General features: G+C 67.3%; 24 protein-coding genes and 1 tRNA gene. 8 read left to right on the plus strand and 17 right to left on the minus strand.

Going from position 1 to position 24251, the window contains the following annotated elements:
* The first annotated feature begins 66 nt into the window (after nucleotides 1-66).
* The 3 genes from ABQE93_RS11770 to ABQE93_RS11780 are packed head-to-tail and all read left to right on the plus strand — an operon-like array spanning nucleotide 67 to nucleotide 3455.
* Nucleotides 67-1293, plus strand: coding sequence for an Nramp family divalent metal transporter (locus ABQE93_RS11770; protein ID WP_448407758.1), 1227 nt, complete (start codon nucleotides 67-69; stop codon nucleotides 1291-1293).
* The gene (locus ABQE93_RS11775; RefSeq protein WP_448407756.1) at nucleotides 1294-2367 is read left to right on the plus strand and encodes a poly-gamma-glutamate hydrolase family protein; all 1074 of its coding nucleotides are present in this window, start codon (nucleotides 1294-1296) and stop codon (nucleotides 2365-2367) included. It abuts the gene before it with no gap.
* Nucleotides 2367-3455, plus strand: a complete 1089-nt coding sequence (locus ABQE93_RS11780; RefSeq protein ID WP_448407754.1) for a serine hydrolase domain-containing protein — start codon at nucleotides 2367-2369, stop codon at nucleotides 3453-3455. The genes ABQE93_RS11775 and ABQE93_RS11780 overlap by 1 nt, the downstream gene beginning before the upstream one ends.
* On the opposite strand, the gene ABQE93_RS11785 is transcribed toward ABQE93_RS11780, so the two are convergent.
* A complete protein-coding gene (locus ABQE93_RS11785) occupies nucleotides 3452-4552 on the minus strand; it encodes a glutamate--cysteine ligase 2 (RefSeq protein WP_448407752.1) in 1101 nt (366 codons plus the stop codon). The genes ABQE93_RS11780 and ABQE93_RS11785 overlap by 4 nt on opposite strands.
* Before the next feature lie 169 nt (nucleotides 4553-4721).
* Between ABQE93_RS11785 and ABQE93_RS11790 the strand changes: the two genes are divergently transcribed.
* Entirely contained in the window at nucleotides 4722-5543 is an 822-nt protein-coding gene (locus ABQE93_RS11790) for a TIGR03621 family F420-dependent LLM class oxidoreductase (RefSeq protein WP_448407750.1), read from the plus strand.
* 29 nt (nucleotides 5544-5572) lie between these two features.
* Nucleotides 5573-5645 (plus strand) — tRNA-Arg (locus ABQE93_RS11795).
* A gap of 23 nt (nucleotides 5646-5668) precedes the next feature.
* Here ABQE93_RS11795 and ABQE93_RS11800 read toward each other — a convergent pair.
* The gene (locus ABQE93_RS11800; RefSeq protein WP_448408050.1) at nucleotides 5669-7696 is read right to left on the minus strand and encodes an Ig-like domain-containing protein; all 2028 of its coding nucleotides are present in this window, start codon (nucleotides 7694-7696) and stop codon (nucleotides 5669-5671) included.
* 128 nt (nucleotides 7697-7824) lie between these two features.
* Nucleotides 7825-8514, minus strand: coding sequence for a GAF and ANTAR domain-containing protein (locus ABQE93_RS11805; RefSeq protein WP_448407749.1), 690 nt, complete (start codon nucleotides 8512-8514; stop codon nucleotides 7825-7827).
* Between the two features lie 403 nt (nucleotides 8515-8917).
* Here ABQE93_RS11805 and ABQE93_RS11810 point away from each other — a divergent pair, with 403 nt between their 5' ends.
* On the plus strand, nucleotides 8918-9367 hold the full coding sequence (locus ABQE93_RS11810) for an Hsp20/alpha crystallin family protein (RefSeq protein WP_448407748.1): 450 nt from the start codon (nucleotides 8918-8920) through the stop codon (nucleotides 9365-9367).
* On the opposite strand, the gene ABQE93_RS11815 is transcribed toward ABQE93_RS11810, so the two are convergent.
* Nucleotides 9364-9972: a GNAT family N-acetyltransferase gene (locus ABQE93_RS11815; protein ID WP_448407747.1), complete on the minus strand. Its 609-nt coding sequence runs from the start codon at nucleotides 9970-9972 to the stop codon at nucleotides 9364-9366. The genes ABQE93_RS11810 and ABQE93_RS11815 overlap by 4 nt on opposite strands.
* On the minus strand, nucleotides 9969-10406 hold the full coding sequence (locus tag ABQE93_RS11820) for a hypothetical protein (protein WP_448407745.1): 438 nt from the start codon (nucleotides 10404-10406) through the stop codon (nucleotides 9969-9971). Before ABQE93_RS11820 ends, ABQE93_RS11815 begins: the two co-directional genes overlap by 4 nt.
* A 79-nt stretch (nucleotides 10407-10485) precedes the next feature.
* Here ABQE93_RS11820 and ABQE93_RS11825 point away from each other — a divergent pair, with 79 nt between their 5' ends.
* A complete protein-coding gene (locus ABQE93_RS11825; protein ID WP_448407743.1) occupies nucleotides 10486-10932 on the plus strand; it encodes a cupin domain-containing protein in 447 nt (148 codons plus the stop codon).
* Nucleotides 10933-10938: 6 nt separating this feature from the next.
* On the opposite strand, the gene ABQE93_RS11830 is transcribed toward ABQE93_RS11825, so the two are convergent.
* Nucleotides 10939-11304 carry an Hsp15 family ribosome-associated heat shock protein gene (locus tag ABQE93_RS11830; protein ID WP_448407741.1) on the minus strand — a complete coding sequence of 122 codons (366 nt, stop codon included), beginning with the start codon at nucleotides 11302-11304 and terminating at the stop codon, nucleotides 10939-10941.
* A 119-nt stretch (nucleotides 11305-11423) separates the two neighbouring features.
* On the opposite strand from ABQE93_RS11830, the gene ABQE93_RS11835 reads away from it, so the two are divergent.
* Entirely contained in the window at nucleotides 11424-12080 is a 657-nt protein-coding gene (locus ABQE93_RS11835) for an SDR family oxidoreductase (RefSeq protein WP_448407740.1), read from the plus strand.
* Here the strand turns inward: ABQE93_RS11835 and ABQE93_RS11840 are convergent.
* From ABQE93_RS11840 to ABQE93_RS11890, 11 genes are all read right to left on the minus strand, one after another.
* Nucleotides 12077-12856: a VOC family protein gene (locus tag ABQE93_RS11840; protein WP_448407739.1), complete on the minus strand. Its 780-nt coding sequence runs from the start codon at nucleotides 12854-12856 to the stop codon at nucleotides 12077-12079. The two genes, ABQE93_RS11835 and ABQE93_RS11840, sit on opposite strands and share 4 nt — an antisense overlap.
* Nucleotides 12857-13010: 154 nt before the next feature.
* Complete coding sequence (locus tag ABQE93_RS11845) at nucleotides 13011-13904, minus strand: amidohydrolase family protein (protein ID WP_448407738.1); 894 nt, start codon at nucleotides 13902-13904, stop codon at nucleotides 13011-13013.
* 9 nt (nucleotides 13905-13913) lie between these two features.
* Nucleotides 13914-15350: an aldehyde dehydrogenase family protein gene (locus ABQE93_RS11850; protein ID WP_448407737.1), complete on the minus strand. Its 1437-nt coding sequence runs from the start codon at nucleotides 15348-15350 to the stop codon at nucleotides 13914-13916.
* Between the two features lie 14 nt (nucleotides 15351-15364).
* Nucleotides 15365-17077 carry a thiamine pyrophosphate-binding protein gene (locus tag ABQE93_RS11855; protein ID WP_448407735.1) on the minus strand — a complete coding sequence of 571 codons (1713 nt, stop codon included), beginning with the start codon at nucleotides 17075-17077 and terminating at the stop codon, nucleotides 15365-15367.
* Between the two features lie 18 nt (nucleotides 17078-17095).
* Nucleotides 17096-18052 (minus strand): acyl-CoA dehydrogenase family protein, encoded by a 957-nt coding sequence (locus ABQE93_RS11860; RefSeq protein ID WP_448407734.1) that lies wholly within the window; start codon nucleotides 18050-18052, stop codon nucleotides 17096-17098.
* Nucleotides 18049-19206 carry an acyl-CoA dehydrogenase family protein gene (locus tag ABQE93_RS11865; protein ID WP_448407733.1) on the minus strand — a complete coding sequence of 386 codons (1158 nt, stop codon included), beginning with the start codon at nucleotides 19204-19206 and terminating at the stop codon, nucleotides 18049-18051. The genes ABQE93_RS11860 and ABQE93_RS11865 overlap by 4 nt, the downstream gene beginning before the upstream one ends.
* Complete coding sequence (locus ABQE93_RS11870; protein ID WP_448407732.1) at nucleotides 19203-20117, minus strand: Gfo/Idh/MocA family protein; 915 nt, start codon at nucleotides 20115-20117, stop codon at nucleotides 19203-19205. The genes ABQE93_RS11865 and ABQE93_RS11870 overlap by 4 nt, the downstream gene beginning before the upstream one ends.
* The gene (locus tag ABQE93_RS11875; RefSeq protein WP_448408048.1) at nucleotides 20114-21031 is read right to left on the minus strand and encodes an acyl-CoA dehydrogenase family protein; all 918 of its coding nucleotides are present in this window, start codon (nucleotides 21029-21031) and stop codon (nucleotides 20114-20116) included. Before ABQE93_RS11875 ends, ABQE93_RS11870 begins: the two co-directional genes overlap by 4 nt.
* A 5-nt stretch (nucleotides 21032-21036) precedes the next feature.
* Entirely contained in the window at nucleotides 21037-22188 is a 1152-nt protein-coding gene (locus ABQE93_RS11880; RefSeq protein ID WP_448407731.1) for an acyl-CoA dehydrogenase family protein, read from the minus strand.
* Nucleotides 22178-23335: a CaiB/BaiF CoA transferase family protein gene (locus ABQE93_RS11885; RefSeq protein ID WP_448407730.1), complete on the minus strand. Its 1158-nt coding sequence runs from the start codon at nucleotides 23333-23335 to the stop codon at nucleotides 22178-22180. Before ABQE93_RS11885 ends, ABQE93_RS11880 begins: the two co-directional genes overlap by 11 nt.
* Entirely contained in the window at nucleotides 23328-24242 is a 915-nt protein-coding gene (locus ABQE93_RS11890) for an SDR family NAD(P)-dependent oxidoreductase (protein WP_448407728.1), read from the minus strand. Before ABQE93_RS11890 ends, ABQE93_RS11885 begins: the two co-directional genes overlap by 8 nt.
* Nucleotides 24243-24251: the final 9 nt, after the last annotated feature.

Genomic DNA, 24251 nt, shown 5'->3' on the forward strand with positions numbered 1-24251 from the left:
GACTGGACACTAGATTTCGGCTAGCCTAACTTTTCTATTCGCCAGACCGGATAGAGAGGTGGGTTGGTGGCAGGCGACCAACAAGTGCGGCTGCGGCCGAGTTGGGTGCTGCTCGGCCCTGCGTTTGTCGCCGCGATCGCCTATGTCGACCCGGGCAACGTCGCTGCCAACGTCAGCGCCGGTGCGCAGTTCGGCTTCCTGCTGGTGTGGGTCATCGTCGCCGCGAACGCGATGGCCTGCCTGGTGCAGTACCTGTCGGCCAAGTTGGGGCTGGTCACCGGGCTGTCGCTGCCGGAGGCGGTGGGCCGGCAGATGCGGCGCCGCAGCCGACTGGGATATTGGTTGCAGGCCGAATTGGTCGCTATGGCAACCGATCTCGCCGAGGTGGTCGGTGGTGCCATCGCGCTGTACCTGCTGTTCGATCTGCCGCTGCTCACCGGTGGGGTGATCACCGGGTTCGTCTCGCTGCTGTTGCTGCTGGTGAAGGACCGCCGCGGCCAGCGAATGTTCGAACGCGTCATCACCGGGCTGCTATTGGTGATCGCGATCGGATTCCTCACCAGCCTGTTCGTCGCGCCACCGCCGGCCGCTGAGGTCGCAGGCGGGCTCGTCCCGAAGTTCGCGGGCGCGGAGAGCATCCTGCTGGCGGCGGCGATGCTCGGCGCCACCGTGATGCCGCACGCGGTCTACCTGCACTCCGGATTGGCCCGCGACCGCCACGGCCATCCCGAGCCGGGGCCGATGCGGCGCATGCTGCTGCGGGCGACGCGCTGGGACGTCGGTATCGCGATGGTGGTGGCGGGCGCGGTCAACCTGTCGATGCTGCTGGTGGCGGCGACCAACCTGAAGGGTCACGAGAACACCGACTCCATCGAGGGCGCGCACGCCGCGGTCCAGAACACGCTGGGCACGACGGTCGCCCTGTTGTTCGCGATCGGCCTGCTGGCGTCGGGCCTGGCGTCGACGTCGGTGGGCGCCTATGCCGGCGCGATGATCATGCAGGGTCTGCTGCACCGCACCATCCCGCTGCTGCTGCGCCGCCTGATCACGCTGACACCGGCGCTGATCATCCTGGCCATCGGGCTCGACCCGAGTCGCGCGCTGGTGTTGTCGCAGGTGGTGCTGTCGTTCGGCATACCCTTTGCGTTGATCCCGTTGATACGGCTCACCGCCGATCGCCGTCTGATGGGCGACGACGTCAACCACCGCGTCACCACGGCGCTGGGGTGGATCGTCGCCGTACTGATTACCCTGCTGAACGTGGTGTTGATCTATCTGATCGTCGCGGGCTGAATGTTTCGGGACGAGCACACCTACTTCGCGTACGGGTCCAACCTGTGCGTGCAGCAGATGGCGCTGCGCTGCCCCGGCGCAATCGACCCGCGCCCCGCGTTGCTGGCCGATCACGACTGGCTGATCAACGAACGCGGCGTCGCCACCGTGGAACCGTTCGACGGATCTGCGGTGCACGGTGTGCTGTGGCGGCTCACCGACCACGACTTGGCCACGCTGGACAGCGCCGAAGGCGTTCCGGTGCGGTATCGCCGTGACCGGCTCACCGTGCACACCGACAACGGGCCCACCGAGGCGTGGGTCTACATCGACCATCGCGTCGAACCCGGTCCGCCGCGGCCCGGCTACCTGGAGCGCATCATCGACGGCGCGCTGCAGCACGGTCTGCCGCAGCGTTGGGTCGAGTTCCTCAAGCGGTGGGATCCGGCGGGCTGGCCGCGTACCGCCGAGGCCGCCGATACGCCTGCACCGCAATCGCTTTCGGAGCTGCTGGCCGAGCCCGGCATGATCGAGTACAGCACGCTGAGGTCCCGGTTCGGCTTCCTGGCGATCCACGGCGGCGGTCTAGAGCAGATGACCGACGTCATCGCCGAGCGGGCCGCCGACGCCGCCGATGCGTCGCTGTACGTGCTTCGCCACCCCGACCACTACCCGCACCACTTGCCGTCGGCGCGCTATCACGCGCAGGAATCTGAGCGGCTCGCGGAGTTCCTGGCCCACGTCGACGTCGCGATCTCGCTGCACGGGTACGGCCGCGTCGGCCGCAGCACGCAACTACTGGCCGGCGGCCGCAACCGCGCACTCGCCGAGCACCTCGCACGCAACGTCGCCATACCCGGCTACCGGGTCGTCACCGACCTCGAGGCGATACCGCGTGAGCTGCGGGGGCTGCACCCGGACAACCCCGTCAACCGGGTGCGCGGGGGCGGCACCCAACTGGAGCTGTCACCGCGGGTGCGCGGGATCAGTCCCCGCAGCCAACTGCCCGGCGACGACGGCCTGAGCCCGGCGACATCGGCGCTGGTGCAGGGGCTCGTCGCGACCGCGCACTCCTGGCATCTACAGTCGGCCTAGTGCGCATCGCTGTTCTCGCAGCACTTCTGCTGCTCGGCCTGACCACCGCCCCTGCCTCCGCCCAACCCGCCACCGTCGGCGACGTCCTGGCGCGCGTCGTCGCCGACGACCACCTCGCCGGCGGCATCGCCGTCGTCCGCGACGGTGCCGACCTCACCCGTTACACGGCAGGCTATTCCGACGTCGACACCAAGGCCGGGTTCGCCCCCAACACCCATATCCGTGCGGCCAGCATCACGAAAACCTTTGTGGCGGCGACAATCCTGCAACTCGTCGCTGAAGGCAGGATTGACCTCGACGCACCGATCGAGACCTATCTGCCGGGGCGCATCCGTGGCGAGGGCATCGACGCCAACACGATCACCGTGCGCCACCTACTCCGCCACCAGAGCGGGCTGCCCGAGTACTTCGACAAAGACACCCCGCCGCCGACGGAGCCCAAGACCGCCGATGAACTGCTCGACATGGCGCTCGCAGAGCCGGCGCAGTTTCCGCCCGGCACCCAGATGGAGTACACCAACACCAACTACGTCATCGCCGGAATGTTGATCGAAAGGGTCACGGGACGCCTCGCCGCCGACGAGATCACCTGGCGCATCATCGTTCCGCTCGGCCTCTTCGAGACCTACTTTCCCGCGCCCGGCGACACCGGCCTGCGGGTACCGTTCGCGCACGGTTACGAATTGGTGGACGGGAACCGCCGCGACCTCACCGCGTTCCAGGCGTCGGCGGCGGGGATGGCCGGGGGCTTGATCTCCACCAACGAGGACACCTCGGCGTTCATCACCGCGCTGCTGGACGGCCGGGTCGTGCCGCGGGCACAACTGCACGAGATGATGGATGTGGTCGCGATGTCCGACGGTGGCGGCGTTTTCGACTACGGCCTCGGGCTGATGAAGGCCAACCTGCCCTGTGGCGTCACCGTGTGGGGGCACGGAGGCGATATCTTCGGCTACCACAGTTTCATGGCGAAAACCTTTGACGGCCCGGCTGTCTCGATGACCTTGACGCAGGCACCCAATGCGTCCTCGCCGGAAACCGATCCGCGCGCGCAGGTGATGTCCGCAGTGTTCTGCCCCACCAACTAACACCCCGACGTGGTGGCCGCGGCTGCCTGCGCGATGACGTCGGCCACGTCGTGGCGGCGCCGCCACGCTCTCCGTTGGCGCATGGCGCCGTTGCCCTCGTCGCTGACACGCGCGAGTTCCTCGGTGACGGCGTCGTAGTCGCCGACGGCGTCCAGCGCGGGACGGACGTGGTCGACGAGCCGATCCAGCAGCACCCGCGCGGGCACGCTGTGGTGGCCGTCCAGCAGATCGACCGCCTCCCCGTCCAGGCCGTCGCGGGCGGATTTCCAGTACGCGGCCTTCAGCGCGTGCGGGGTCAGCGGCGGCACGGGCTGGCCTTGGCGCTCCTCGTCGAGCGCCGTCATCACCGTCGCCCTGACCAACATGGCCAGCAGCACCGTCTCGGCCACGGTGGCCGGCACGTCGGCGACGCGCACCTCGATGGTCGGGAACCTGGCCGACGGTCGGACGTCCCAATAGACCATGCCGTCGTCGAGCACCGCGCCGGCGTTGCGCAGCATCGCGACCACGCCGTCGTACTCGTCGACGGAGTCGAAGTGCGGCGGCGGGCCGGCGCTGGGCCAGCGCGCCCACAGCACGCTGCGCCAGCTGGCGTAGCCGGTGTCGGCGTTGCGGTACACCGCCGAGTTGGCGGTCAGCGCAAGCAGGACCGGCAGCCACGGGCGCAGCCGGTTGCTGACCCGGATCGCGGCCTCCCGGCTGGGCACCCCGACGTGCACGTGGCATCCGCAGATGCCCTGCTCGTGAGCGATCATGCCGAACCTCTTCCCGATCTCCCGGTAGCGCGGGGTGTCGGTGATCGGAAACTGGTGCGGCACCGCGGGCGGCAGCCCGACGGCGAGCAGCTGCGCACCGCTGGCCTCGGCGGCGTCGGCGGCCGCGCGTCGCAACCGCAGCAGGTGGTCGCGCAACTCGTGGCTGGCGCCGAAGACGTCGCTGGTGGTTTCGATCTGGCAGCTGGTGAGCTCGAGTTGCAGCTTGACGCCCCGCTCGGCGGCGTGGCGTGCGGTCGCGTCGTTGACGGCGACCGGTTCACCGGATGACGGGTCGGCGAGCAGGAATTCCTCTTCGACGCCGATCGTGGGGTGGGTGGCCATGGTTCCTGAAGTATTGATCCGGCCCGTCGGATGATTCGACGACGGGCCGGATCCGGGGGTGAAAGTCCTTCGGCGTGGGGCTCCGGGAGTCGGAGGCGGCGGCAGAAGTATTGCCCCGCACTGACGCCCGCTAAACCTTCGCTGTCCGCCTGGCGAATACGATCTGGTGATGGCCAAGGATTTCCGGTTCGGCGTTGGGTTACAGGCCGCTCGGCGGCGACAGTCGGTGCAGGGCTTCGCTCGGCGCGTCGAGGACATGGGTTACGACGTGTTGCACATGGCCGATCACCTCTACACCACGGCGCCGTTTCCGATGCTGACCGCGATCGCGGTGGCCACCGAGCGGCTTCGGGTCGGCACGTTCGTGCTCAACGCCGGCTTCTACCGGCCGGCGCTGCTAGCGCGTGACGTCACGTCGCTGCGGGACCTGTCCGACGGGCGCTTCGAGCTCGGCCTGGGCGCCGGGTATGTCAAGGACGAGTTCGAGCAGGCCGAGCTGCCGTTCCCGACGCCCGGGCAGCGGGTGGCCTGGCTGCGCCACGTGACCGAGCACTTCACCACCCACGTGCCCGATGTGCCGATCCTGATCGCCGGCAACGGCGACAAACTGCTCACCCTCGCCGCGCAGCGGGCCGACATCATCGGGCTGACCGGCGGCGCCCCCGTCGGCGCAGAGTTCGATCCGCTGGCCGACCGAGTCGCGTTCGTCCGCGACGCAGCCGGGCAACGCTTCGACGAGCTGGAGCTCAACCTCGCCGTCACCGCGATGCCCACCGACGAGTCGGGCCTGCCGGATATGGCGATCACACGGCAGTTTCTGCCCGGGTTGTCCGACGACGAGTTGCTGCGCACGCCTGCGGTGCTGTCGGGGTCGACGAAGGAGATCGCCGACACCCTCCGGGGCTATCGTGAGACCTACGGCGTCACCTACATCACAGTGCAACAGCGTCACGCCGAGGTGTTCGCGAAGGTGATCGCCGAGTTGCGCTGACGGCTTTTCGGTAAGCTCCGTGCGGTCACGCCCCCGTAGCTCAGGGGATAGAGCACGGCTCTCCTAAAGCCGGTGTCGCAGGTTCGAATCCTGCCGGGGGCACGACGCGCTCTGCCCGAGTCCGCTCAGGCGATCATTGTCACTCGCTTGTCCTTGCTGATCGAGACGTAGACCTTCTTGCTGTCCGGGGTGATCGAGAGGGCTACCGGGTACCAGTCCATCGGGATGGTGGTGACGGCCTTGAAGGTGGCGGTATCGATCACCGTCAGCTTTGGTTTGATGCCGCGGAAATTACTGCTGGTGGCGTACACGCGCTTACCGTCCGGGCTCGCCGCGACCGCAGCCGGCGGGCCTCCGGTGTTGACGGCGCCGAGCACCTTGCCGGTAACCGCGTCGAGCGCGACCACATCATGGTGCTGGTTGCCGACGTAAATGCGTGTGCCGTCGGGGCTGAACGCGATGTTCGTGAATCTGGGCGGCATGTCGAAGGTGGAGGTCACCGCGTGGGTGGCGGGGTCCAGGATGGAGACCGTGCTTCTGCCGACGACGTAGAGGCGGGTGTGGTCGGGGTTGAAGTACACCGAGCCGTTGACGGCGATGTTGCCGGTCACCTTGTTGGTGGAGGTGTCGATGACATTCACGTTGTTTCTCGCAGCGTTGGAGACGTAGAGGCGCGTGCCGTCCGCACTGATGGCCATCGACCCGCTCGGGAACACACCCTCCTCGATGGTCGCGATCTCTTTATTGGTCGCGGTGTCGATCACCGACACGTAGCGCTTCAAAGCAAAGGTGTTCGCCACGTAGAGGCGCTTACCGTCTGGGCTGAACACCATCCCGGACGCATCTCGGAGGCCGGTGATGGCAGCGACCTCTCTGTTGGTGGCGGTGTCGATCACCCCGATGGTGTCACTCCCACCCTCGCCTCGAGCGACATACAGCCGGGTGCCGTCCGGGCTGATGGCACTGGCGCCCACCGGCTGGCGCATGTGTATGTTCATTGCCCACTTGCTCGGCGGTTCGATACCGACATCTCCGACGTAGAGGCTGACGGTAGCGGTGTCGGTGCGCGGTCCCTGGCCGGTCAGCATGCGCAGTGGATCCCTGAAGATGTTGAAGCCGCGGTCGGCGACCGAATAGGTGAAGGTGTCGACGCCGTTGAAGCCCTCGTCGGGAACGTAGGTGAAGGTGCCGTCGGCCGACAGCGTCACGGTGCCGTTTTCGGGTTGGGTGAATCCCGTCACCCGAATCGAGTTGCCTTCCTCGTCTTCGTCGTTGGCCAGCACGTCGATGACACTGACGGTGTTGACCTCGGTGACGACGGCGTCGTTCAAGGCGTTGGGTGTGGTGTTGAACAACGTGCGGCGCATCCAGCTCAACGCCGACAACAGCAGCAACGGGGCCTGAGCCGGCGTCACCGGCGCCACCGGCGACGGGAGCACCGTTGAAATAGTGGCCACATCTTCAAGGGGTTCCGGTACCTCTGGCGCCGCGGCGGTGTCCGGCGTCGCGGTAAGGGCTTTCCACGTGTGGGCGACCTGTGCGACCGGCCCCTCGTCGGTCACCTCTTGGGCGGTCGAGTCGCTGGTGTTCCCGGAACCGCCACGGGCGACACCGCCGGTGTATTTCATCACCAACGTCTGAATTCTGGTGTCGGAGAAACCTGTAGCGGCGTCAGAAGACTTGGTCGGCGTGGCGTCGGCGCCGGTGTCCCCGTCGGTATCGGAGTCCTGGGTGTCCTCGGCGTCCTCGTGGGCGGCGTCCTCGTCGGCGGCGTCGCCATCGGAATCGCCGTTGACGGTCGTGTTCAGACCACCGGTGGCCTGAACCGTGCCGTCGCGCGGGTCAGGTGCCACGGTGGATGGGTCGGACGCTTCATCGCCTTGCCCGGATGATGAGTCCGACGGCGCGGTTTGCGTCCCGTTCTGCGGAGCGTCGGAGTCCAGCGTTTCGCCGGCCTCCACGTCGGATCCGGTGGTGGTGGCGTCGGAAGTTTCGGTGGTTGATGCTTCGGTATCCGGGGCTGCCCCGGCGACGCCGGGGATACCGGCTATCGCGGCGCCGATCCCCAGCGCTACCGCTAACGCGCCGACCCGTCCGACGTAGCGGGCATCTCTCGTGGCTGCCGCATCCGTGAGCAAAGCGTGTCCCGCCATCGTCACCCTCCCCGACTATAAGTACGCTCCGGCAGCGTACATACAGCAACGCTTTTTCAACGCTGAAATCGTCGACGAAAGCGGAGGAATTTCTGGCGGTCGATCACGTCGACCTCGTGGTTCGCGGCTCAGCTGTTTCGCGTGTCGATGACGCGTTGGGCAACGTCGACCAGCCGGGTGTTGCTGTCTTGGGAAAGCTGCTTGAGCATGTCGAACGCCCGCATGTCGTCGACGCCGTAACGCTCCATGATGATGCCCTTGGCCTGGCCGATACGGTCCCTGGTCGACAAGGCGGACTCCAGCTGCTCGCCGTGCCTGCTGGCCAGGATGGCCGCGGCGGCGTGCGCGGCGAGAACCGACCCGACCGTTTCGTCTTCGGCACCGAAGGCGTTGGCGGTGAAACTGAACAGGTTGAGCGCGCCGGCCGTGCGATCGGCGGTGTACAGCTTGAACGACAACCCGCTGAGCACGCCCAGTTCGACACACGCCGGCGCGTACTTGGGCCACCGTTCTTCGGTCCGGAAGTCGTCGGTGCGCACGATGACCTCGTCGACCGCGGCCTGCAGACACGGGCCTTCGTTGAACGTCATTTGCAGCTCGTCAAGCTGATGCGGCATGTCGGTGAGGCCGGCCAGCGACTCGTATTTGCCGCCCTTGCCGACCAGGAGTACACCCGCCGTGTCCACGCCCGAGATCAACTCCCTTGCCGTCGCGGTGACGTCGGACAGGATCTCCTCGACGCCGCGCGGTGCCGCTGCGGCGCGCGCCAACTCGGCCATACGCTGGGCCAGATTGTGGGGGCTTGTGAGGTCAGCCATCTCCTACGCTTTCCCGCTGTCGCTATCCAATACACGAACGTTTGCCTTTTCGCAGGTCCGGGCATTGTTGCTACAGGCGAGCGTAGTGGTCGACCACTTCGCTTGCTGAGGTCTCGTCGGTTCAGAATGCAGCCGGCGGGGCCGCCCGCGGATACCTCCCAATTCTTCGCAATCTCGGCCCGTCCCGCGTGATCACACGGCCCCCTCCCCCCGCCCTGGTGCGACGCGCACGGAAAGCGTTGTGCAGGTGCGGATTCACCGTGATACCGACGCCCAATTCGATGCCAAAATGCCCTCCAATGGACTAGCACTCTCCTCTTGAGAGTGCTAATCTCGCAGGTGCACAGTGATTTAGCTGCCCGCCAGGGTGGCGGGCTCTGAAGGTGCAAGGAGGTGAATTGCTGTGCTTCGCTTCGATCCGTTCAGTGACCTTGATGCCTTGACCCGGGGCCTGATGACAAGCCAGTCCGGATCAAGCCGGTCCCCTCGGTTCATGCCGATGGACCTCTGCAAGATCGACGACCACTACCTGCTGACCGCCGACCTACCCGGCGTCGACCCCGGTTCGGTGGACGTTAACGTCGACAACGGCACCCTGACGATCTCCGCGCACCGCACGGCGCGATCAGAGGATTCGGCGCAGTGGCTGGCCAACGAGAGGTTCTTCGGCACCTACCGTAGGCAGCTATCGCTCGGCGAAGGTGTTGACGCGTCGGCGATTTCGGCGACCTACGAGAACGGCGTGCTCAGCGTGACCATTCCGCTGGCCGAACGCGCCAAGCCGCGCAAGATCGAGGTCGTCCACGCCGCCGGCCACAAGTCGATCGAACCGACGACCGTCGATTCCGGCTAGCCACCGCGGGAACCGTTGCGGTCCAACCTGAACCGCAGGTTGGACCGCACTGCCGGCCACTCGATGTCCAGGATCGAGTAGACCACCGTGTCGCGCCTCGACCCGTCGGGCAACAGTTGGTGGCTGCGTAGCACGCCGTCGAGCTTGGCGCCCAGCCGCTCGATGGCCGCACGGCTGGTGGCGTTGAAGTAGTGGGTGCGGAATTCCACTGCGACACAGCCGAGCCGGTCGAAGGCGTGGCTCAGCATCAGCAACTTGGTTTCGGAGTTGACGCCGCTGCGCCGCGCCGACTCGACGTACCAGGTGTTGCCGATCTCCAGCCGCCGGTTGGGCGCGTCGACGCACATGTAGCTCGACGACCCGACCAACCTGCCGTCGAGGCGGCGCACGACGAACGTCAGCCCCTGGTCGGGGTTCTGCACCGCCAACCGGTTGTCCACCCACTGCTGAACGGCCTCCGGTGCCGGCGCCGCGGTGAACCACAGCCGGCCCAGCTCCCCGTCGGCCACCGCTGCGGCGATCTCCGGGATGTGTTCGTGGCTAAGCGGTTCCAGCCTCACCCAACGCTCGCCGGTCAACGCCACCGGCGCGACAAAGCCGGTCATGCCGCCCGGTCAGCCGTCGACCACGCGGACATCATCGCCCACACCGACAAGATCACCGCGACGACGGCGACTGCGCCTGCGAGAAATAAGCCGTAGCCCGCGGATATCGGGGGATACACGTAGAGCCGGTAATACCAGACCGTCATCACCACCACGACGACCGAAATCGCCAACGCCGCCGACGAAGCCAACCGACCCGACAACCCGCGCCCCGCCATCGCGCCCGCCACGATCAGCATCGCCCCCAACAACACGATCAACTGCCCCACCCCGAACCCGGGCGGCGGCACCGGCAACTCGCCGACGGTGACACCGCCGATCGCGTTCGCCCGACCGCCGCCGTCAGCCGACGTGGTCAGCCACGGCAGCCAGGCGCTCACCACCAAGATCGCTGCGCACAGCGCCACCAGCCAACCGGGGCGCACGCGGGACATGGCCTGAGCCTATCGGGTGTGCCGCGCGGCCCCGAATCTTTAAGGTGGAGTGTCCGACACCGAAAGCGCGGGTGCTGAAATGACCGAACTTCCCGACTGGGCGCGTCGTCTAGACCTGTCCCCTCATCCCGAGGGTGGCTGGTTTCGGGAGACCTGGCGCAGTGAGCTGACCATGCCGCAGTCCGCGCTGCCGCCCGACTACACCGGCCCGCGCAGCGCCGGAACGGCGATCCTGTTTCTGCTGATGCCAGGTCAGCAGTCCGCGTGGCACACCGTGCGCAGCGCGGAGCTGTGGCTCTACCATTCCGGCAGCCCGCTGCTTCTTGAAGTCGGCCGCGAACAAGCCGGGGCCACAACACATCTGCTCGGCGCCGGTATCTCGGCCGGTGAACACCCCCAGCACGTGGTACCGCCCGGCTACTGGCAGCGTGCCAGGCCCCGCGACGACGAACCGTCGCTGGTCAGTTGTGTGGTGGTACCCGGATTCGACTTCGCCGACTTCGAGTTGGCCGCGCCCACCGACTGAAGCGCTCTAGCGTCGGCTTCCGCGCAGCTTCTCCAACATCCGGCGGTCCCGCTTGGTCGGGCGCCCGGCGCCGCGTTCGCGGGCTGCAACGGGAACCGACTGCGCGGTAGGGGGTTTGGGGGTTCGGTCCAAAAAGCACGTCGCCGCATCGGCCGCACCGACCCGTTTGTGAATGACGCGCACCACCTCGACGACGCGGGTGACCTCACCGATACGGGCGCGCACCTCGTCGCCCGGCGACACCATGGTGGCCGGCTTGGCGGGCCGGCCGTTGACCCGCACCCGACCGCCCCGACACGCACCCGCGGCGTCCGGTCGCGTCTTGGCGAGGCGGACGGACCACAGCCACCTGTCCACACGCGCCGACTCCACCCGACCATTCTGCCCAACCGGTCAACCTTATTGTGACCTTATCTTGCCCTTATTTTTCTTAGGAATTGGTGTACGGTGTTGGGAAGCTCACCGACAGCGGCCACAGTGAGGAGCCCGCCATGCATGACACACCTGCACGGATTGTCCTGGTCACCGGTGGTTCCAGCGGCACCGGCGCACAGATCGCGCAGCAACTCGCCGGCGCCGACACGCACGTCGTCGTGCATTACCGCACGGCGGCCGAGCGTGCCCAAGCCGTCGCGGACGCCATCACCAGGGCGGGCGGGCGCGCCTCCACGCTGCGCGCCGACATCTGCGACCCGGCCGACTGCGCTGCGATGGTCGACACCGTCGCGGCCCGTTTCGGACGGCTGGATGCCCTGGTCCTCAACGCCTCGGTTCACCTCGAACCCGGTGCGCAACCCCGGTCCGCGATGCGCCTCAACCGCGACGCTCAGCGCCGTCTCGCGGCAAGAGCCATGCCGCTGATACCGGCGGGCGGACGCATCGTCTTCGTCACCGACCATCAGGGTCACTTCTATCCCTACAAGGCGGTCCCGAAAGGCCACACGGCCCTCGCCGCGAGCAAGTGGGCCGGTGAAGCCACGCTCTATGCGATGCGTTCGGAGTTCCACCGCGCCGGTGTGCATTTCACGGTCGTCTCCGGTGACACCGTCGACGGTTCCTACGCCGGGGCGGTCGTCAACGCGGTCAACACCGCGCGCCCGACCGGGATGGTGTATGTCGGCGGGCCCGAGCACCGCATGACGGCCTAGGTCAGCGACGACAGGTTGAAGCCGGCGCCGGTCGGGTCAGCGACCGCGGCCAGCCGGCCGTACGGGGTGTCTTCGGCAGCGCGGATCACGCTGCCGCCGTTGTCGACGATCAGCTGCACGGCCTTGTCGACGTCGTCGGCGCCGAGGAAGAAGCACCAGTTCGACGGCACGTCCTCGGCCAGGAACTGGCTGCCGTCCATCACTCCCAGCAATGCCTCACCGTCGAACGATGCTGTGCTGTAGCGGAATTCGTCAGTATCCGAAACCGACTCGGTCTGCCAGCCGAACACCTCGCGGTAGAAGTCCAGCGCCTTGCCGTACTCGCGGGCGGTGAGCTGGTGGTAGACCGGCGCGCCGTCCTCGTTGACCACCTCGAAGCCGCGGTGCCCGATCGGCTGCCAAAGCCCGAACATCGCGCCGGCGGGATCGCACAACATGGCCATCCAGCCGATGTCCTTGATCTCCATCGGCTCGACCGGTTCCATGCACGTGAAGGCTCCTGCCTCAAGGGCCTTGGCGGCCGTCGCCTTGATATCGGCGGTGTGCAGGTAGATCGTCCACCCGTCGGGGGCGTTCCACTGCGGGTCGTTGTGCATCAGCCCCGCGACGGGCTTGCCGTCCTTGAATGCCGTTACGTAGCCACCGTATTCCGGACCCCCCGACTCGAACGTCCACCCGAACACCGCGCCGTAGAACTGCTTCGAGCGTTCGAGGTCGGAGCTGGCGAGGTCGATCCAGGTCGGTGCGCCCACCGGGGCGGAAGTGCGAACGGGCACGAGGGTCTCCTTCGTAATGGTGTGAGTCGGTCACCATGCAGACCGCGCTCGGCCGCAAAACTCATCGGCACGCTTCCGATCGATCGGCCTCGAGGGTGCGGTCTCATCCGGTCGGCGCGGCGCGGCGCGTATGAAACGGCACGGTCGGAGAATTTCAGCGCAGCCCGAGAACCCGCAGCGCGTTCTCTTTGTAGACCAGCGGCACCACGGCCGGGTCGAGGTCGAGCGCCTCGAAGTCGCGCCGCCACCGGTCCAGCCCGATGTAGGGGAAATCGGTTCCGAACAACGCCTTGGTGCGCAGCTGCCTGCCCAGGGCCTGCACCAACTGAGGCGGAAAGTACTTCGGGCTCCAGCCGGACAGGTCGAGGTAGACGTTCGCCTTGTGGGCGGCGATCGCGATCTGCGCGTCCACCCACGGCACCGCGGGATGGGCCATCACGATCCTCAGCTCCGGGAAATCGGCGGCGACGTCGTCGAGCAGCATCGGATCGGAAAACCGCAGCTTCACCCGGCCGCCGCCCGGCAGCCCCGAACCCATGCCCGTCTGCCCGGTGTGGAACAGGGCGGGCACACCGGCCTCGACGATGGCCTCATAGATCGGGTAGAAGCGCCGGTCGTTGGGTTCGAAGGCCTGCATGCTCGGGTGGAACTTGAAGCCCTTGACGCCGTAGTCGCCGACGAGCTCACGCACCCGGTGCACCGCCGCGCGCCCTTGCCACGGGTCGACGCTGCCGAACGGGATCAGCACATCGCGGTTGCGCACCGCACCCGCGACGAGGTCCTCGATCGAGTTGGGCACATGGCGCATCGCGGTGCGCGCGTCGATCGTGAACACCACCGCGGCGGTGTTGTGCTGCCGGTACAGCTCGGCGACGCCGTCCACGCTCGACAGCTGACCGGGCGACCGCTTGAAGTACTTCTCGGTCGCCTCGATCAGCTCGTCGGTGTAGGCCTTGTGGCCGTGGCCGTCGACCTCGACGTGCGCGTGGATGTCGATCGCGGCGATGCCGTCGAAATCGAGCCCGTATTCGTACTTTTCGCTCACCATGGACGCCGACTACCCGGCTGCGGCCTCCGGCGCGTAACCGACCGCCGACTTGGTCTCCAGGTATTCGTCGAAACCGAAGTGACCCCATTCGCGGCCGTTACCGCTGCGTTTGTACCCGCCGAACGGTGCGGTCATGTCGAAACCGTGGTTGATCGCGACCGAGCCGGCGCGGATCCGGCGCGCCACCGACCGGGCCTGCTCCAGATCGGCACCGGACACGTACCCGGCCAGCCCGTACTCGGTGTCGTTGGCGATTTCGAGCGCCTCGTCGAGATCGTCGTAGCCGATGATGCACAGCACCGGCCCGAAGATCTCCTCGCGGGCGATGGTCATGTCGTTGCGCACGTTGGCGAACACCGTCGGCTTGACGTAGTAGCCGGTGTCCAGACCGTCGGGCCGGCCCGGACCGCCGATTACCAGCGTCGCGCCCTCCTCGATGCCCTTTTGCAGCAGGCCCTGGATCTTGTCGAACTGGGCCTTGGACGCCACCGGCCCCAACGCGCGGGGTTCGTCGGGGTCGCCGACTTTCACCGTGGCGGCGGTTTCCTTGGCCACGGCGATGGCCTCGTCCATCCGCGAGTTCGGCACCAGCATGCGCGACGGGGCGTTGCAGCTCTGGCCGCTGTTGACCATCATCACCGTCGTGCCCGCGGCCACGCTCTTGGCGAAGTCGTCGTCGTCGAGCACGATGTTGGGGCTCTTGCCGCCGAGTTCCTGCGTCACCCGCTTGACCGTCGCGGCCGCGTTGCGTGCGACGTCGACGCCTGCGCGGGTGGACCCGGTGAAGGACACCATGTCGATGTCGGGGTGGCTGGAGAGCGCCGCGCCGACGCCGGGGCCGTCACCGTAGACGAGGTTGTACACGCCGGCGGGAACCCCTGCGGCGTCGATGATCTCGGTGAAGATCTGCGCGGAGTACGGTGCCACCTCTGATGGTTTGAGCACCATGGTGCAACCTGTGGCCAGCGCCGGAAACACCTTGCAGGCGATCTGGTTGATGGGCCAGTTCCACGGCGTGATCAGACCGCAGACACCGATCGGCTCCCGGACCACCAGCGTGGATCCGAGCTGTTCTTCGAACGCGAAGTTCTTCAGCACCTCGATGGCGGTCGCCATATGGCCCATTCCCAGCGCCACCTGCGGGCCCGCCGCAAGGGACGCGGGGGCGCCCATCTCCTCGCTGACCGCGGCGGCCAGGTCATCGGTGCGCTTCTGGTACTCGGCCATGATCGCCTGCAGCAGGTCGAGTCGTTCGTCGCGAGTGGACTGTGACCAGGTGGCGAACGCCTTGCGGGCCGCCTGTACCGCCACGTCGACGTCGACGGCGGATCCGATCGAGATCCGGCCGGAGACTTCTTCTGTCGTCGGGTTGTCCACGTCGAGGGTGTTTGGCCGGACGGGGTCGACCCACTTGCCGTCGATGTAGAACTTCAGATACTCACGCATGGCTCCATCTTTCTCTACTGTGTGCCTTCTGCATACCAGGTCCGGAATCGGTCGTACTTGGGCATCTCCTCAGAGTTGGCCTTCGGGTCGATGCTCACGTGCACCACACCCACCTTGCCGCTGGCATAAGCGCGGGCGATGGCCGGACCGATCTCGTCGTCCTTCTCGACGTATTCGCCGTGGCAGCCGAAGCCCTCGGCGATCTTGTCCATCCGGACGTCCTTGCTCCAGTGCACCCCGGGCTGCGGGGACGGCTGCTCGAACGTGCGCTTGTAGACGCCGACCTCCAGGCCCCACTGGTGGTCCACGCCGACCACACACACCAGCGGTACGCCCTCGCGGGCGGCTGTTTCGAGTTCGGCGATATGGAACAGGAACGAAGAGTCGCTTGTCAGCAACATCACCGGGCGTTTGCGTCCCTCGGCGATCGACGCTCCGACCGCGTAGGGCAGTCCCGTGCCCAAGTGTCCGAAGTTCTGGTTCCAGATCACGTCGCGCGGCTTGCACTGCGAGTAGGTCCACTGGAAGATCACGGTCGCGCCGCCGTCGCGCACCATGATGCCGTCCTCGAGTTCATCGAACGCCTTGGTGGCTTCGACGACGAACCGCGCCGGATGAATCGGCGTGCGGCCCGACGGCGCGGATGTGGCGAGTTCCGCCAATTCTTCGGAGTCGGCCTTGACCAACTTCTCGAGGTTGGCCGACGGTTCGCGCGGGGTGTCGCGCAGCGCCTCGACGAGTTGCGGGACGACGCCGCGCAGATCGCCGACCAGCGGCACATCGAACGGGCGGTTGACGCCGATGGCCGCTGGATCCTGCTCGACGTAAACCCATTTGCGGTTGGCGTCGTTTCCGGCCCAGTGCTGGGTTTTGCCGTAGTGCATGGGCTCGCCGAGTTCGGTTCCCAGCGCGACGCACAAATCGGATTCCTCCACCGCCTCGTTGGCGGCCGGGGAGAACAGGTACGGAAACGTCCGGTCCTGCAGTCCCGGGATGTACGAGGTGCCTCCGGAAGTCTGGATCACCGGGCACGCCATCAGCTCGGCCAACTCTTTGACCTCCTGCTGGGTGCGGGAGGTGTGTACGCCGTGGCCGACGAGCAGGATCGGGCTCTTCGCTTCGCGGATCAGCCTCACAGCCTCGGCGACCTCCGGCGCGCCTGCCCCCTGGTTGACGAGGCGATACCGACTGGGGGGTAAGGCATTTGCGACATCGAGCTCTTCGAGTATCACGTGCGACGGGAACTCCACATAGCTGGGTCCGGGCGTGCCTGACATCGAGCGGCGGATCGCCTCGCGGATGATCTCGTCGGTCTGGTCGGCGTACTCGATCGAGCTGCTGTACTTGACCGACGCCTCGAAAAGCGGTTCCTGCTGCACGAATTGGATACGGCCGCGCCGCACGCGCCGCTCGGTGATGCGGGCGCGCTGACCGCCAAGGAAGATCACCGGCGAGTTCTCGACGAGTGCGCACTGGATGGCGCCCGCGATGTTCGCCATGCCCGGCCCGAGGGTGCCGATGCACAGTCCCGGCTTGCCGGTCATCCGCGACGCGGCCTCGGCCATGAACCCTGCGCTGAGTTCGTGGTGCGGCGCGACCACCGACCATCCGCGCGCGTCGGCCTCGGCGAACATGTGCACGAAGTTCGGGTCGGGGATACCGAACAGCGTGTTGATCCCCTCGGCCTCGAACAGGTCGAGGATGCGCTTGTATACGGGTATGCCCATGGAAACTCCTTGGTGTCGTTAGCGATAGCGTTGTGCGAGTCGTTGACGGTGGGTTGCCGGCGAACCGAACAGTGCGCGGTTGAGCGCGGCGCGTTTGAGGTAGGTGTGCAGGCCGCTTTCCCACGTGTAGCCGATGCCGCCGTGAAGCTGCATGGCCTTGCCTGCGATGTCGACGGCCGCGCCGCATGTGTGTGATTTGGCCATCGCGGCGGCGACGCCGGCGTCCGGGTCGCCTGCGGTGAGGGCGTGTACCGCGGTGCCGACGAGTTGGCGCGAGACGGTGATGCCGACGAGCATGTCGGCGCAGGCGTGTTTGACGGCCTGGAAGGACCCGATGGGCCTGCCGAACTGTTGGCGCACCTTCGCGTAGTCGACGGTGGCGGTGAGCATGGCCTCGCTGAGCCCCAGGCTGTCGCACGCGACGGCGACGGCGGCCCGATCGCGCAGCCCTTGTAACGCGGCCCCGGGGTTATCGGCGAAGCGCAGCACCTCACCTTGGGCTTCTGCGATAGCTACCTTTGCCAGACAGCGGGTTTCGTCGAGCACCGGTTGCGCGGTGACGGTGACGGCGGGTTCGGCGATGCCGCTGTCGGTGACGACGAGCACCCGGTCCGCGCCCTCGGCGTCGGGGACGAACTCGTACGGGTCGAACGCGACGGCCACGCGGGTCGCACCGGATGCGATGTCACGCAATAGCTCGTCGCGGGTGTCGGAGGGCTGCAGCGCGTTGACGGCGCCGACGGCCAACACCGCGCTGCCCAGATAGCTGGTGGCGCTGGCGGCGCGGCCCATTTCCTCGCAGATGACGGCGACTTCGTCGAACGTCGCCCCGGCCCCGCCGAACTGCTCGGGCACCTCCAGTCCGACCCAGCCGGCCTCGACCAGCGTGGCCCAATCCACGGCGCGGTCCTTGCCGAGCAGATCGTGTGCCACCGAGCGCAGTTCGTCGTGGAACTCGGCGAACTCGGTGTTCATGGGGTGCTCGGCTCTCGCGGCAGGCCGAGGCCGCGCTCGCCGATGATGGTGCGCTGGATCTCGCTCGAACCGCCCGGGATGGTCCACTCCCAGGAACCGATGAAGTCCAGCACCCACGCACCGGACTCCCAACCGCTCGACATCGGTTTGGTCAACTCGGTGTGGGCGGGCAGACCGCCGACCTCGGCGCCGAAATCGGTCATCCGCTGCAGTAGTTCGCTGTAGTAGAGCTTGACTATCGACGCGTCAGCGGGTCCGGGTTGGCCGCTCTCGTTGTTTTCCACCAGCTTTCGGCACAGCCCACGCAGCCCGGTGATCTCGGTCTCGAACTGCGCCAACCGGTCGGCGACTATCGGATCGTCGACAGGGCTGGACTGCACCAACCAGCGAAAGCCGGCGTTGCCGAGCCGCTCGGCGAGCTCGAGCATCGTCATACCCCGCTCGGCGCCCAACGTGGCCTGCGCGACCTGCCATCCGGCATTCTCGGGGCCGACGAGGTTGGCCGCCGGGATCGGCACGTCGTTGAGGAAGATCTCGCAGAAGTGGGAGTCGCCGACCGCGTTGCGGATCGGCCGCACCTCGACACCGGGTGTGGCCATATCCAGTAGGAAGTAGGAGATGCCCTTCCGTTTGGGCGCATCCGGATCCGTGCGCGCCAACAGCAGGCACCAGTCGGCGTGCATACCGCCGCTGGCCCACAGCTTCTGCCCGCTGACCACATAGGTGTCTCCGGACTTGCGTGCCGTGGTGCGCAGGCTCGCCAGATCCGATCCCGCCTCGGGTTCGGAGAAACCCTGCACCCAGATCTCGCCGTCGAGGATGGCGGGCAGGTGGCGGCGGCGCTGCTCCTCGGTTCCGGCCACCAACAACGTCGACGCGGCGTGGTGGATACCGACGAACGCCAGCACGAGCCGCGGCGCGTCGTGGCGGGCCAACTCCTGGTAGAGCACGACCTGATCGGCGACCGACATTCCGCCGCCCCATTCGCTCGGCCAGTGCGGCACGGCGAAACCCGCGCTGTGCAGTTCGGCGAACCAGGCCTTCTGGAAGGCGACGAACTGTTCGTCGGTGGCGCCGGTCTGTTGCTCGCGCCAGTCGGCCGGGATGTGCTCGACGCACCACTGCCGCACCCGTTGCCGAAACTGGGCAGTCATGAGGCGTTCGCCCGAAGCTGGTCCATGACACGCGCGCAGGCCACGCCGTCGTCGAACGAGGGGCTGATCGCGGCGCCGGTGCGCAGCGCCTCGGCGACCTCGGCGAAGTACGTGGCTTGCGCGGGCGGCGGGGTGCGCCGCGGGGGTGGGTCGAACTCGGTGGTGGCGGGTTCTTCGCCGGGCCGACGCACCACCAGCGTGGTGTCACCGGTCAACTCGATGGTCCCGCCGCTGCCCATCAGCGTAGCGCGCGGTGTCGACGGCACGGCGGCGGCGAACCCGGTGTCGTGGGTGGCGGTGGCCCCGTTGGCCAGCCGGAACCAGCCCGAGTATCCGTCTTCGGCTGTGGCGCCGGGGATGTCGGTGCGGCTGAGGCCGCCGCAGTCGACGATGTCGCTGCCGAACAGCCAGCGGGTGAAGTCGATCAGATGGGAGCCGTAGGCGCCGATCCAGCCGCCGCCGAGGTCGCGGTCGTTGATCCAGCCGAGCGGGCGGCCGCGCAGCCCGCTGCCGAAGAAGTTCCAACTCAGATGCTTTGGGGTGCCGATGGTTCCCGCGTCAGCGAGCGCTTTGAGCTTCGCCCACGGTTCGTTGAACCGGAACTCGAAGTTCAAGAAGTTGGCGACGCCTGCGGAATGGGCCGCCTCGCGCATCGCGACCGCCTCCTCGGCGTTGCGTCCGAACGGCTTGTCGCACAACACCGCACGGCCCTGCTCGATCGCACCTATCACGTGCTCGAGGTGCAGAAACGGTGGTGAGTGCACCGACACCAGGTCGACGTCGGCCGCCAGCGCACGTTTGACCTCCGCGTCGTCGCGCGGGCTGACCACCTCGACGTCGAAGCCCACGTTCTGATAGGCCGGGGCCGCGGCGTGCTTGCCGAAGCCGGTGCCGATCACGACGACCTTCATGCGTACAGCCCCGTCAGACCGGCGCGACCCGCGCTTCGCGTCAGCTGGTCACGGGTCGCCGAGAGGCCCAGCGGCAGCCGGCGCAGCGGCTGGCTGTAGCGCGACAGCCACGACAACGTGGTCTCGTCGCAGAAGCCGACCGCGCCGTGGAGCTGGTGACAGACCCGGAACACCACCTCGGCGGCCTCGATCGCCGACATCCTCAGGGCCAGCGCGTCGTTGAGGGCCTCGGGCAAGTCTTCCTGGATGCTCCACAGCGCGTACTTGGCGAGGATGTCGAGCCCGCTACGTTCGACTTCGGCGTCGGTGAGTTGGAACTGCACACCCTGAAACGCCGACAGGCTCTGCCCGAACTGCTTGCGCAGGCCGATATGGGCGACGGCCAGCTCGATCGCCCGGTCGAGCATGCCCAACAGGGTCCAGCACGGCAACACCAAACCGAGCGCCAGGTCGGCGGCGCCGTCGTCGTCGACGCGGGACAACTCCAACTCGGTGACGAACCCCGGCCCGGTCGGGCCCTGTGCGCGCACCGAGCTGCGGGTACCGTCGAACGTCACTGCCGCCCAGCGAAGGTCGAGCCCGCCGACCGGACCGGCCGGACGCGGTCCGGCGACCACGATCAGCCCGTCGGCGTCCAGACCGGTCGGTGTGGCCAGCCGTTCGGCGACCGGGTACGGCAGCGCCCAGTAGCCCGCGCTTCGGCACAGCGCCGCCGCGGCCTCAAGCCCGTCGGCGTCGGCGCGGGGGTCCAGATCCCATGCGCCCAGCCCGGCGAGGACCGAGCCGACAAGCGCCTCACGGCGAACCGGGTCGGCTTCGGCTTGCCGCACCAGCAGGTCACCGCCCGCGGCCTCGAAGGCCCGTAGCGCTTGGTGCCCGTATTCGACGGCGTCGTCGGACAGATCCAGGACCATATCGCTCATTTGGCGGCCGCCAACAATGCACGCGACAGCAGGATACGTTGCATCTCAATGCTTCCCGATGAGACCGTGGAGGCCTGCGAATAATGCCAGTGGTCCTCGACCTCGCCGCGAAACCACGTCGCGCGGGGAACGTCGCGGGGTACCTCGGCCGCGATGTCCATCAGCACCTCGGCGCTGTCCTGATCGAGTCGGGTCACCGCGATCCGGTACGCCGCGGCGTCGCCGGGTTGGATACGCCCGCTGCTTTGCAGCGAAACCACGCGATACGCCATCAGCCGGGCGCGCCGACAGTGCGTCAGCATCCTGATCCATCGGCTGCGCAACTCCGCGGAGAGTTCGTCCCAGCGCTCGCCGAGTACGGCCGGCGCGGCGGCCAACAACCGTTCGCACCGTGCGTAGCGGGCGATGCCGACCCGCTCGAACGCCATCACATCCTGCACGACCGACCAGCCCTGGTCGACAGTGCCCAGCACGTCGGCGTCGGTGACGTGCAGATCGTCGAAGAACACCTCGTTGAGGTGGTGCGGGCCCAACATGGTGCCGATCGGGCGCACCGTGATGGCCGGATCGTCCATCGGCACCAGAAAGATCGTCAAACCCTGTTGCTTCTTCTCACCTTTGGCGGTCCGCGCGAGCAGAAAGCACCACTGCGCCATCGTGGCGTAGGACGTCCAGATCTTCTGCCCGTTGACCAGCCAGCCGTCGTCGACGCGGCGGGCGCTGGTGCGCAGCGACGCCAGATCCGAACCCGCCTCCGGCTCCGAGAAACCCTGACACCAGATCACCTCGCCGCGTGCGATCGGTGGCAGATGCGTGCGCTGCTGCTGTTCGGTGCCGTGCCGCATGATGATCGGCCCGACCCAGTTCACGCCCATGTACTGCGCGCCGCGGGGTTCGTGGTGCGCCCACATCTCCTCGCGCACAACGGTCTGCTCCCACACCGAGGCTCCGCCACCGCCGAACTCCTTGGGCCAGGCCAGACACAGCAGTTCCCGCTCGGCCAGCACCTTGCAGAACCGCTGCGCGACCTCCAGATCGGCCGGGTCGTCGGTGAACGCGCCCAAGTAGTGTTCCGGCACATTGTCTTTGACCAACGCCCGAAGTTCGGACCGCAGGGTGGCCGCCTGCTCACCCATGTCAAATCGCACGGTCGGCACCTGCCACACCCAGTTCGCCGAGCACCTCCGCGGTGTCGGCGCCCAGCTCCGGCGCCGGGCCTGCGACACCTCCCGGTGTGCGCGAGAACCACGTCGGCACACCGGGGAACCGCACCGGCCCGTGGGGTGTGTCGACGGTCTCGAACAGACCCACCGCGTTGAGGTGTGGGTCGTCGAACAATGCGGCGGGCGAGTTCAACGGCGCAGCAGGGATCTCCAGCTCACCGAACAACGCCAGCCACTCGGCGGTGGTGCGCTCCTTCATCGTTTCGGCCAACAACCCGTACACGCTGTCGATGTCGCGGGCCCGCATCTCCAGGGTCGCGTGGGATTCGTTGACCCAGGCGGGTTTGACGGCGTTGACGAACGCGTTCCAATGCTTGTCGTTGTAGATCAGCGCGGCGATGTAGCCGTCGCTGGTGCGGTAGGGCCTGCGGTTGGGCGCCACCGTGCGCGGATACACCGCCGGCCCCAGCGGTGGGTCGAACATCGCGCCGTTGGCATGTTCGACCAGCATGAACGCCGCCATCGTCTCGAACATGGCGACCTCGACCTCCTGGCCCTCGCCGGTGCGCTCGCGGTGAAACAGCGCCATGGTCGTCGCGTAGAGCGCGGTCAGCCCGGCCACCTTGTCGGCCATGATGGTGCCGACATAGTCGGCCTCCCCGGTGAGTTGCTGTTGGACGAAGGGTATTCCGCATTCGGCCTGGATGGTGTCGTCGTAGGCGGGGCGGTCTCGCTCCGGCCCGCGCCTGCCGTACCCATAGCAGTTGGTGTAGACGATGGCGGGGTTGATCGCGGCGACGTCCTGATACCCGAACCCCAGCTTGGCAATCGCTTTGGACCGCATGGAGTGGATGAACACGTCGGCGGTTTCGATCAAGCTACGCATCGCGGCTTTTCCAGCGTCGGTCTGCAGATCGATGACGACGCTGCGCTTGCCGCGGTTGACGTTGACGAACACCCCGCTCATTCCCGACACCGGACCCACCGAGATGTAGCGGGTGTTATCGCCCTGTGGCGGTTCGACTTTGATCACGTCGGCGCCCATGTCGGCCATGATCTGGGTGCAGTAGGGACCCATCACCATCGCGGTCAGGTCGACGATGCGAATACCGTTGAGTGGACCGCTAGCCATGTAGCGCTCCCTGGTTGGCCATCGCGAAGCTGTACCGGATGTGGTCGCCGTGACCGTCGGGCACCACGGGGAAAATCACCGGATCCGAGGTGTCGCGGATGGTCGCGATGTGCCTGGCCACCTCTTCCATCGACCACGACGGCCGGTACACGCCGGGCGTTTCGGCGACGAACGCTCTGGCCACCCGACCCGCCAACGCGATGAAGGTTTCGCCGGTGACCGAACAGGTTTCGTGCGCGAGCCAGCCCACGGTCGGAGCCACCAGGTCCGCACCCATCGGCGGATAGGCCGATGTGTCAATGCCTTCGGCCATGCGCGTGACGGCGGCGGGCACGATGACATTGCTGATGACGCCGTCAGCCGCGCCTTCCATCGCCGCGACGTTGGACAGCCCGATCACGCCCGCCTTGGCGACGGCGTAATTGGCGACCTGGTGGTTGCCGTACAGTCCGCCGATCGAAGAGGTCAGCACAATCCGGCCGTAGCCGGCGTCGCACATGGCCGGAAACGCCGGCCGCACCACATGGAACGCGCCGCGCAGGTGCACGTCGACCACGGCGTCGAAGTCGTCGTAGCTCATCTGCTTCAGCGATGCGCGACGGACGTTTCCGGCGTTGTGGATCAGGATGTCGATGCGGCCGTACCGGTCCAGCGCGGACTCGACGATGGCTTGACCGCTGGCCGCGGTGGCCACGGAATCGGTGTTGGCCACCGCTTCGCCTCCAGCCGAGACGATTTCGCGCACCACGTCCTCGGCGGGGCCGGTGTCGGACCCGTCGCCGGTCAGGGCGCCGCCGGGATCGTTGACCACGACTTTCGCGCCGCGCGCCGCCAGCAGCAACGCATACGCTCGGCCCAGACCGCGACCGCCGCCGGTGATGACGGCGACCCGGTCGTCGAATCTCAACTCAACCTC

It is taken from the genome of Mycolicibacterium sp. XJ662, assembly GCF_053484035.1.

Excerpts from the sequence above, each read along its gene's own strand:
- ABQE93_RS11775 (WP_448407756.1), top strand. The coding sequence starts at position 1,294 with ATGTTTCGGGACGAGCACACCTACTTCGCGTACGGGTCCAACCTGTGC.
- ABQE93_RS11785 (WP_448407752.1), bottom strand. The coding sequence starts at position 4,552 with ATGGCCACCCACCCCACGATCGGCGTCGAAGAGGAATTCCTGCTCGCC.
- ABQE93_RS11790 (WP_448407750.1), top strand. The coding sequence starts at position 4,722 with ATGGCCAAGGATTTCCGGTTCGGCGTTGGGTTACAGGCCGCTCGGCGG.
- ABQE93_RS11800 (WP_448408050.1), bottom strand. The coding sequence starts at position 7,696 with ATGGCGGGACACGCTTTGCTCACGGATGCGGCAGCCACGAGAGATGCC.
- ABQE93_RS11805 (WP_448407749.1), bottom strand. The coding sequence starts at position 8,514 with ATGGCTGACCTCACAAGCCCCCACAATCTGGCCCAGCGTATGGCCGAG.
- ABQE93_RS11815 (WP_448407747.1), bottom strand. The coding sequence starts at position 9,972 with ATGACCGGCTTTGTCGCGCCGGTGGCGTTGACCGGCGAGCGTTGGGTG.
- ABQE93_RS11820 (WP_448407745.1), bottom strand. The coding sequence starts at position 10,406 with ATGTCCCGCGTGCGCCCCGGTTGGCTGGTGGCGCTGTGCGCAGCGATC.
- ABQE93_RS11825 (WP_448407743.1), top strand. The coding sequence starts at position 10,486 with ATGACCGAACTTCCCGACTGGGCGCGTCGTCTAGACCTGTCCCCTCAT.
- ABQE93_RS11835 (WP_448407740.1), top strand. The coding sequence starts at position 11,424 with ATGCATGACACACCTGCACGGATTGTCCTGGTCACCGGTGGTTCCAGC.
- ABQE93_RS11845 (WP_448407738.1), bottom strand. The coding sequence starts at position 13,904 with ATGGTGAGCGAAAAGTACGAATACGGGCTCGATTTCGACGGCATCGCC.
- ABQE93_RS11850 (WP_448407737.1), bottom strand. The coding sequence starts at position 15,350 with ATGCGTGAGTATCTGAAGTTCTACATCGACGGCAAGTGGGTCGACCCC.
- ABQE93_RS11855 (WP_448407735.1), bottom strand. The coding sequence starts at position 17,077 with ATGGGCATACCCGTATACAAGCGCATCCTCGACCTGTTCGAGGCCGAG.
- ABQE93_RS11860 (WP_448407734.1), bottom strand. The coding sequence starts at position 18,052 with ATGAACACCGAGTTCGCCGAGTTCCACGACGAACTGCGCTCGGTGGCA.
- ABQE93_RS11865 (WP_448407733.1), bottom strand. The coding sequence starts at position 19,206 with ATGACTGCCCAGTTTCGGCAACGGGTGCGGCAGTGGTGCGTCGAGCAC.
- ABQE93_RS11870 (WP_448407732.1), bottom strand. The coding sequence starts at position 20,117 with ATGAAGGTCGTCGTGATCGGCACCGGCTTCGGCAAGCACGCCGCGGCC.
- ABQE93_RS11875 (WP_448408048.1), bottom strand. The coding sequence starts at position 21,031 with ATGGTCCTGGATCTGTCCGACGACGCCGTCGAATACGGGCACCAAGCG.
- ABQE93_RS11885 (WP_448407730.1), bottom strand. The coding sequence starts at position 23,335 with ATGGCTAGCGGTCCACTCAACGGTATTCGCATCGTCGACCTGACCGCG.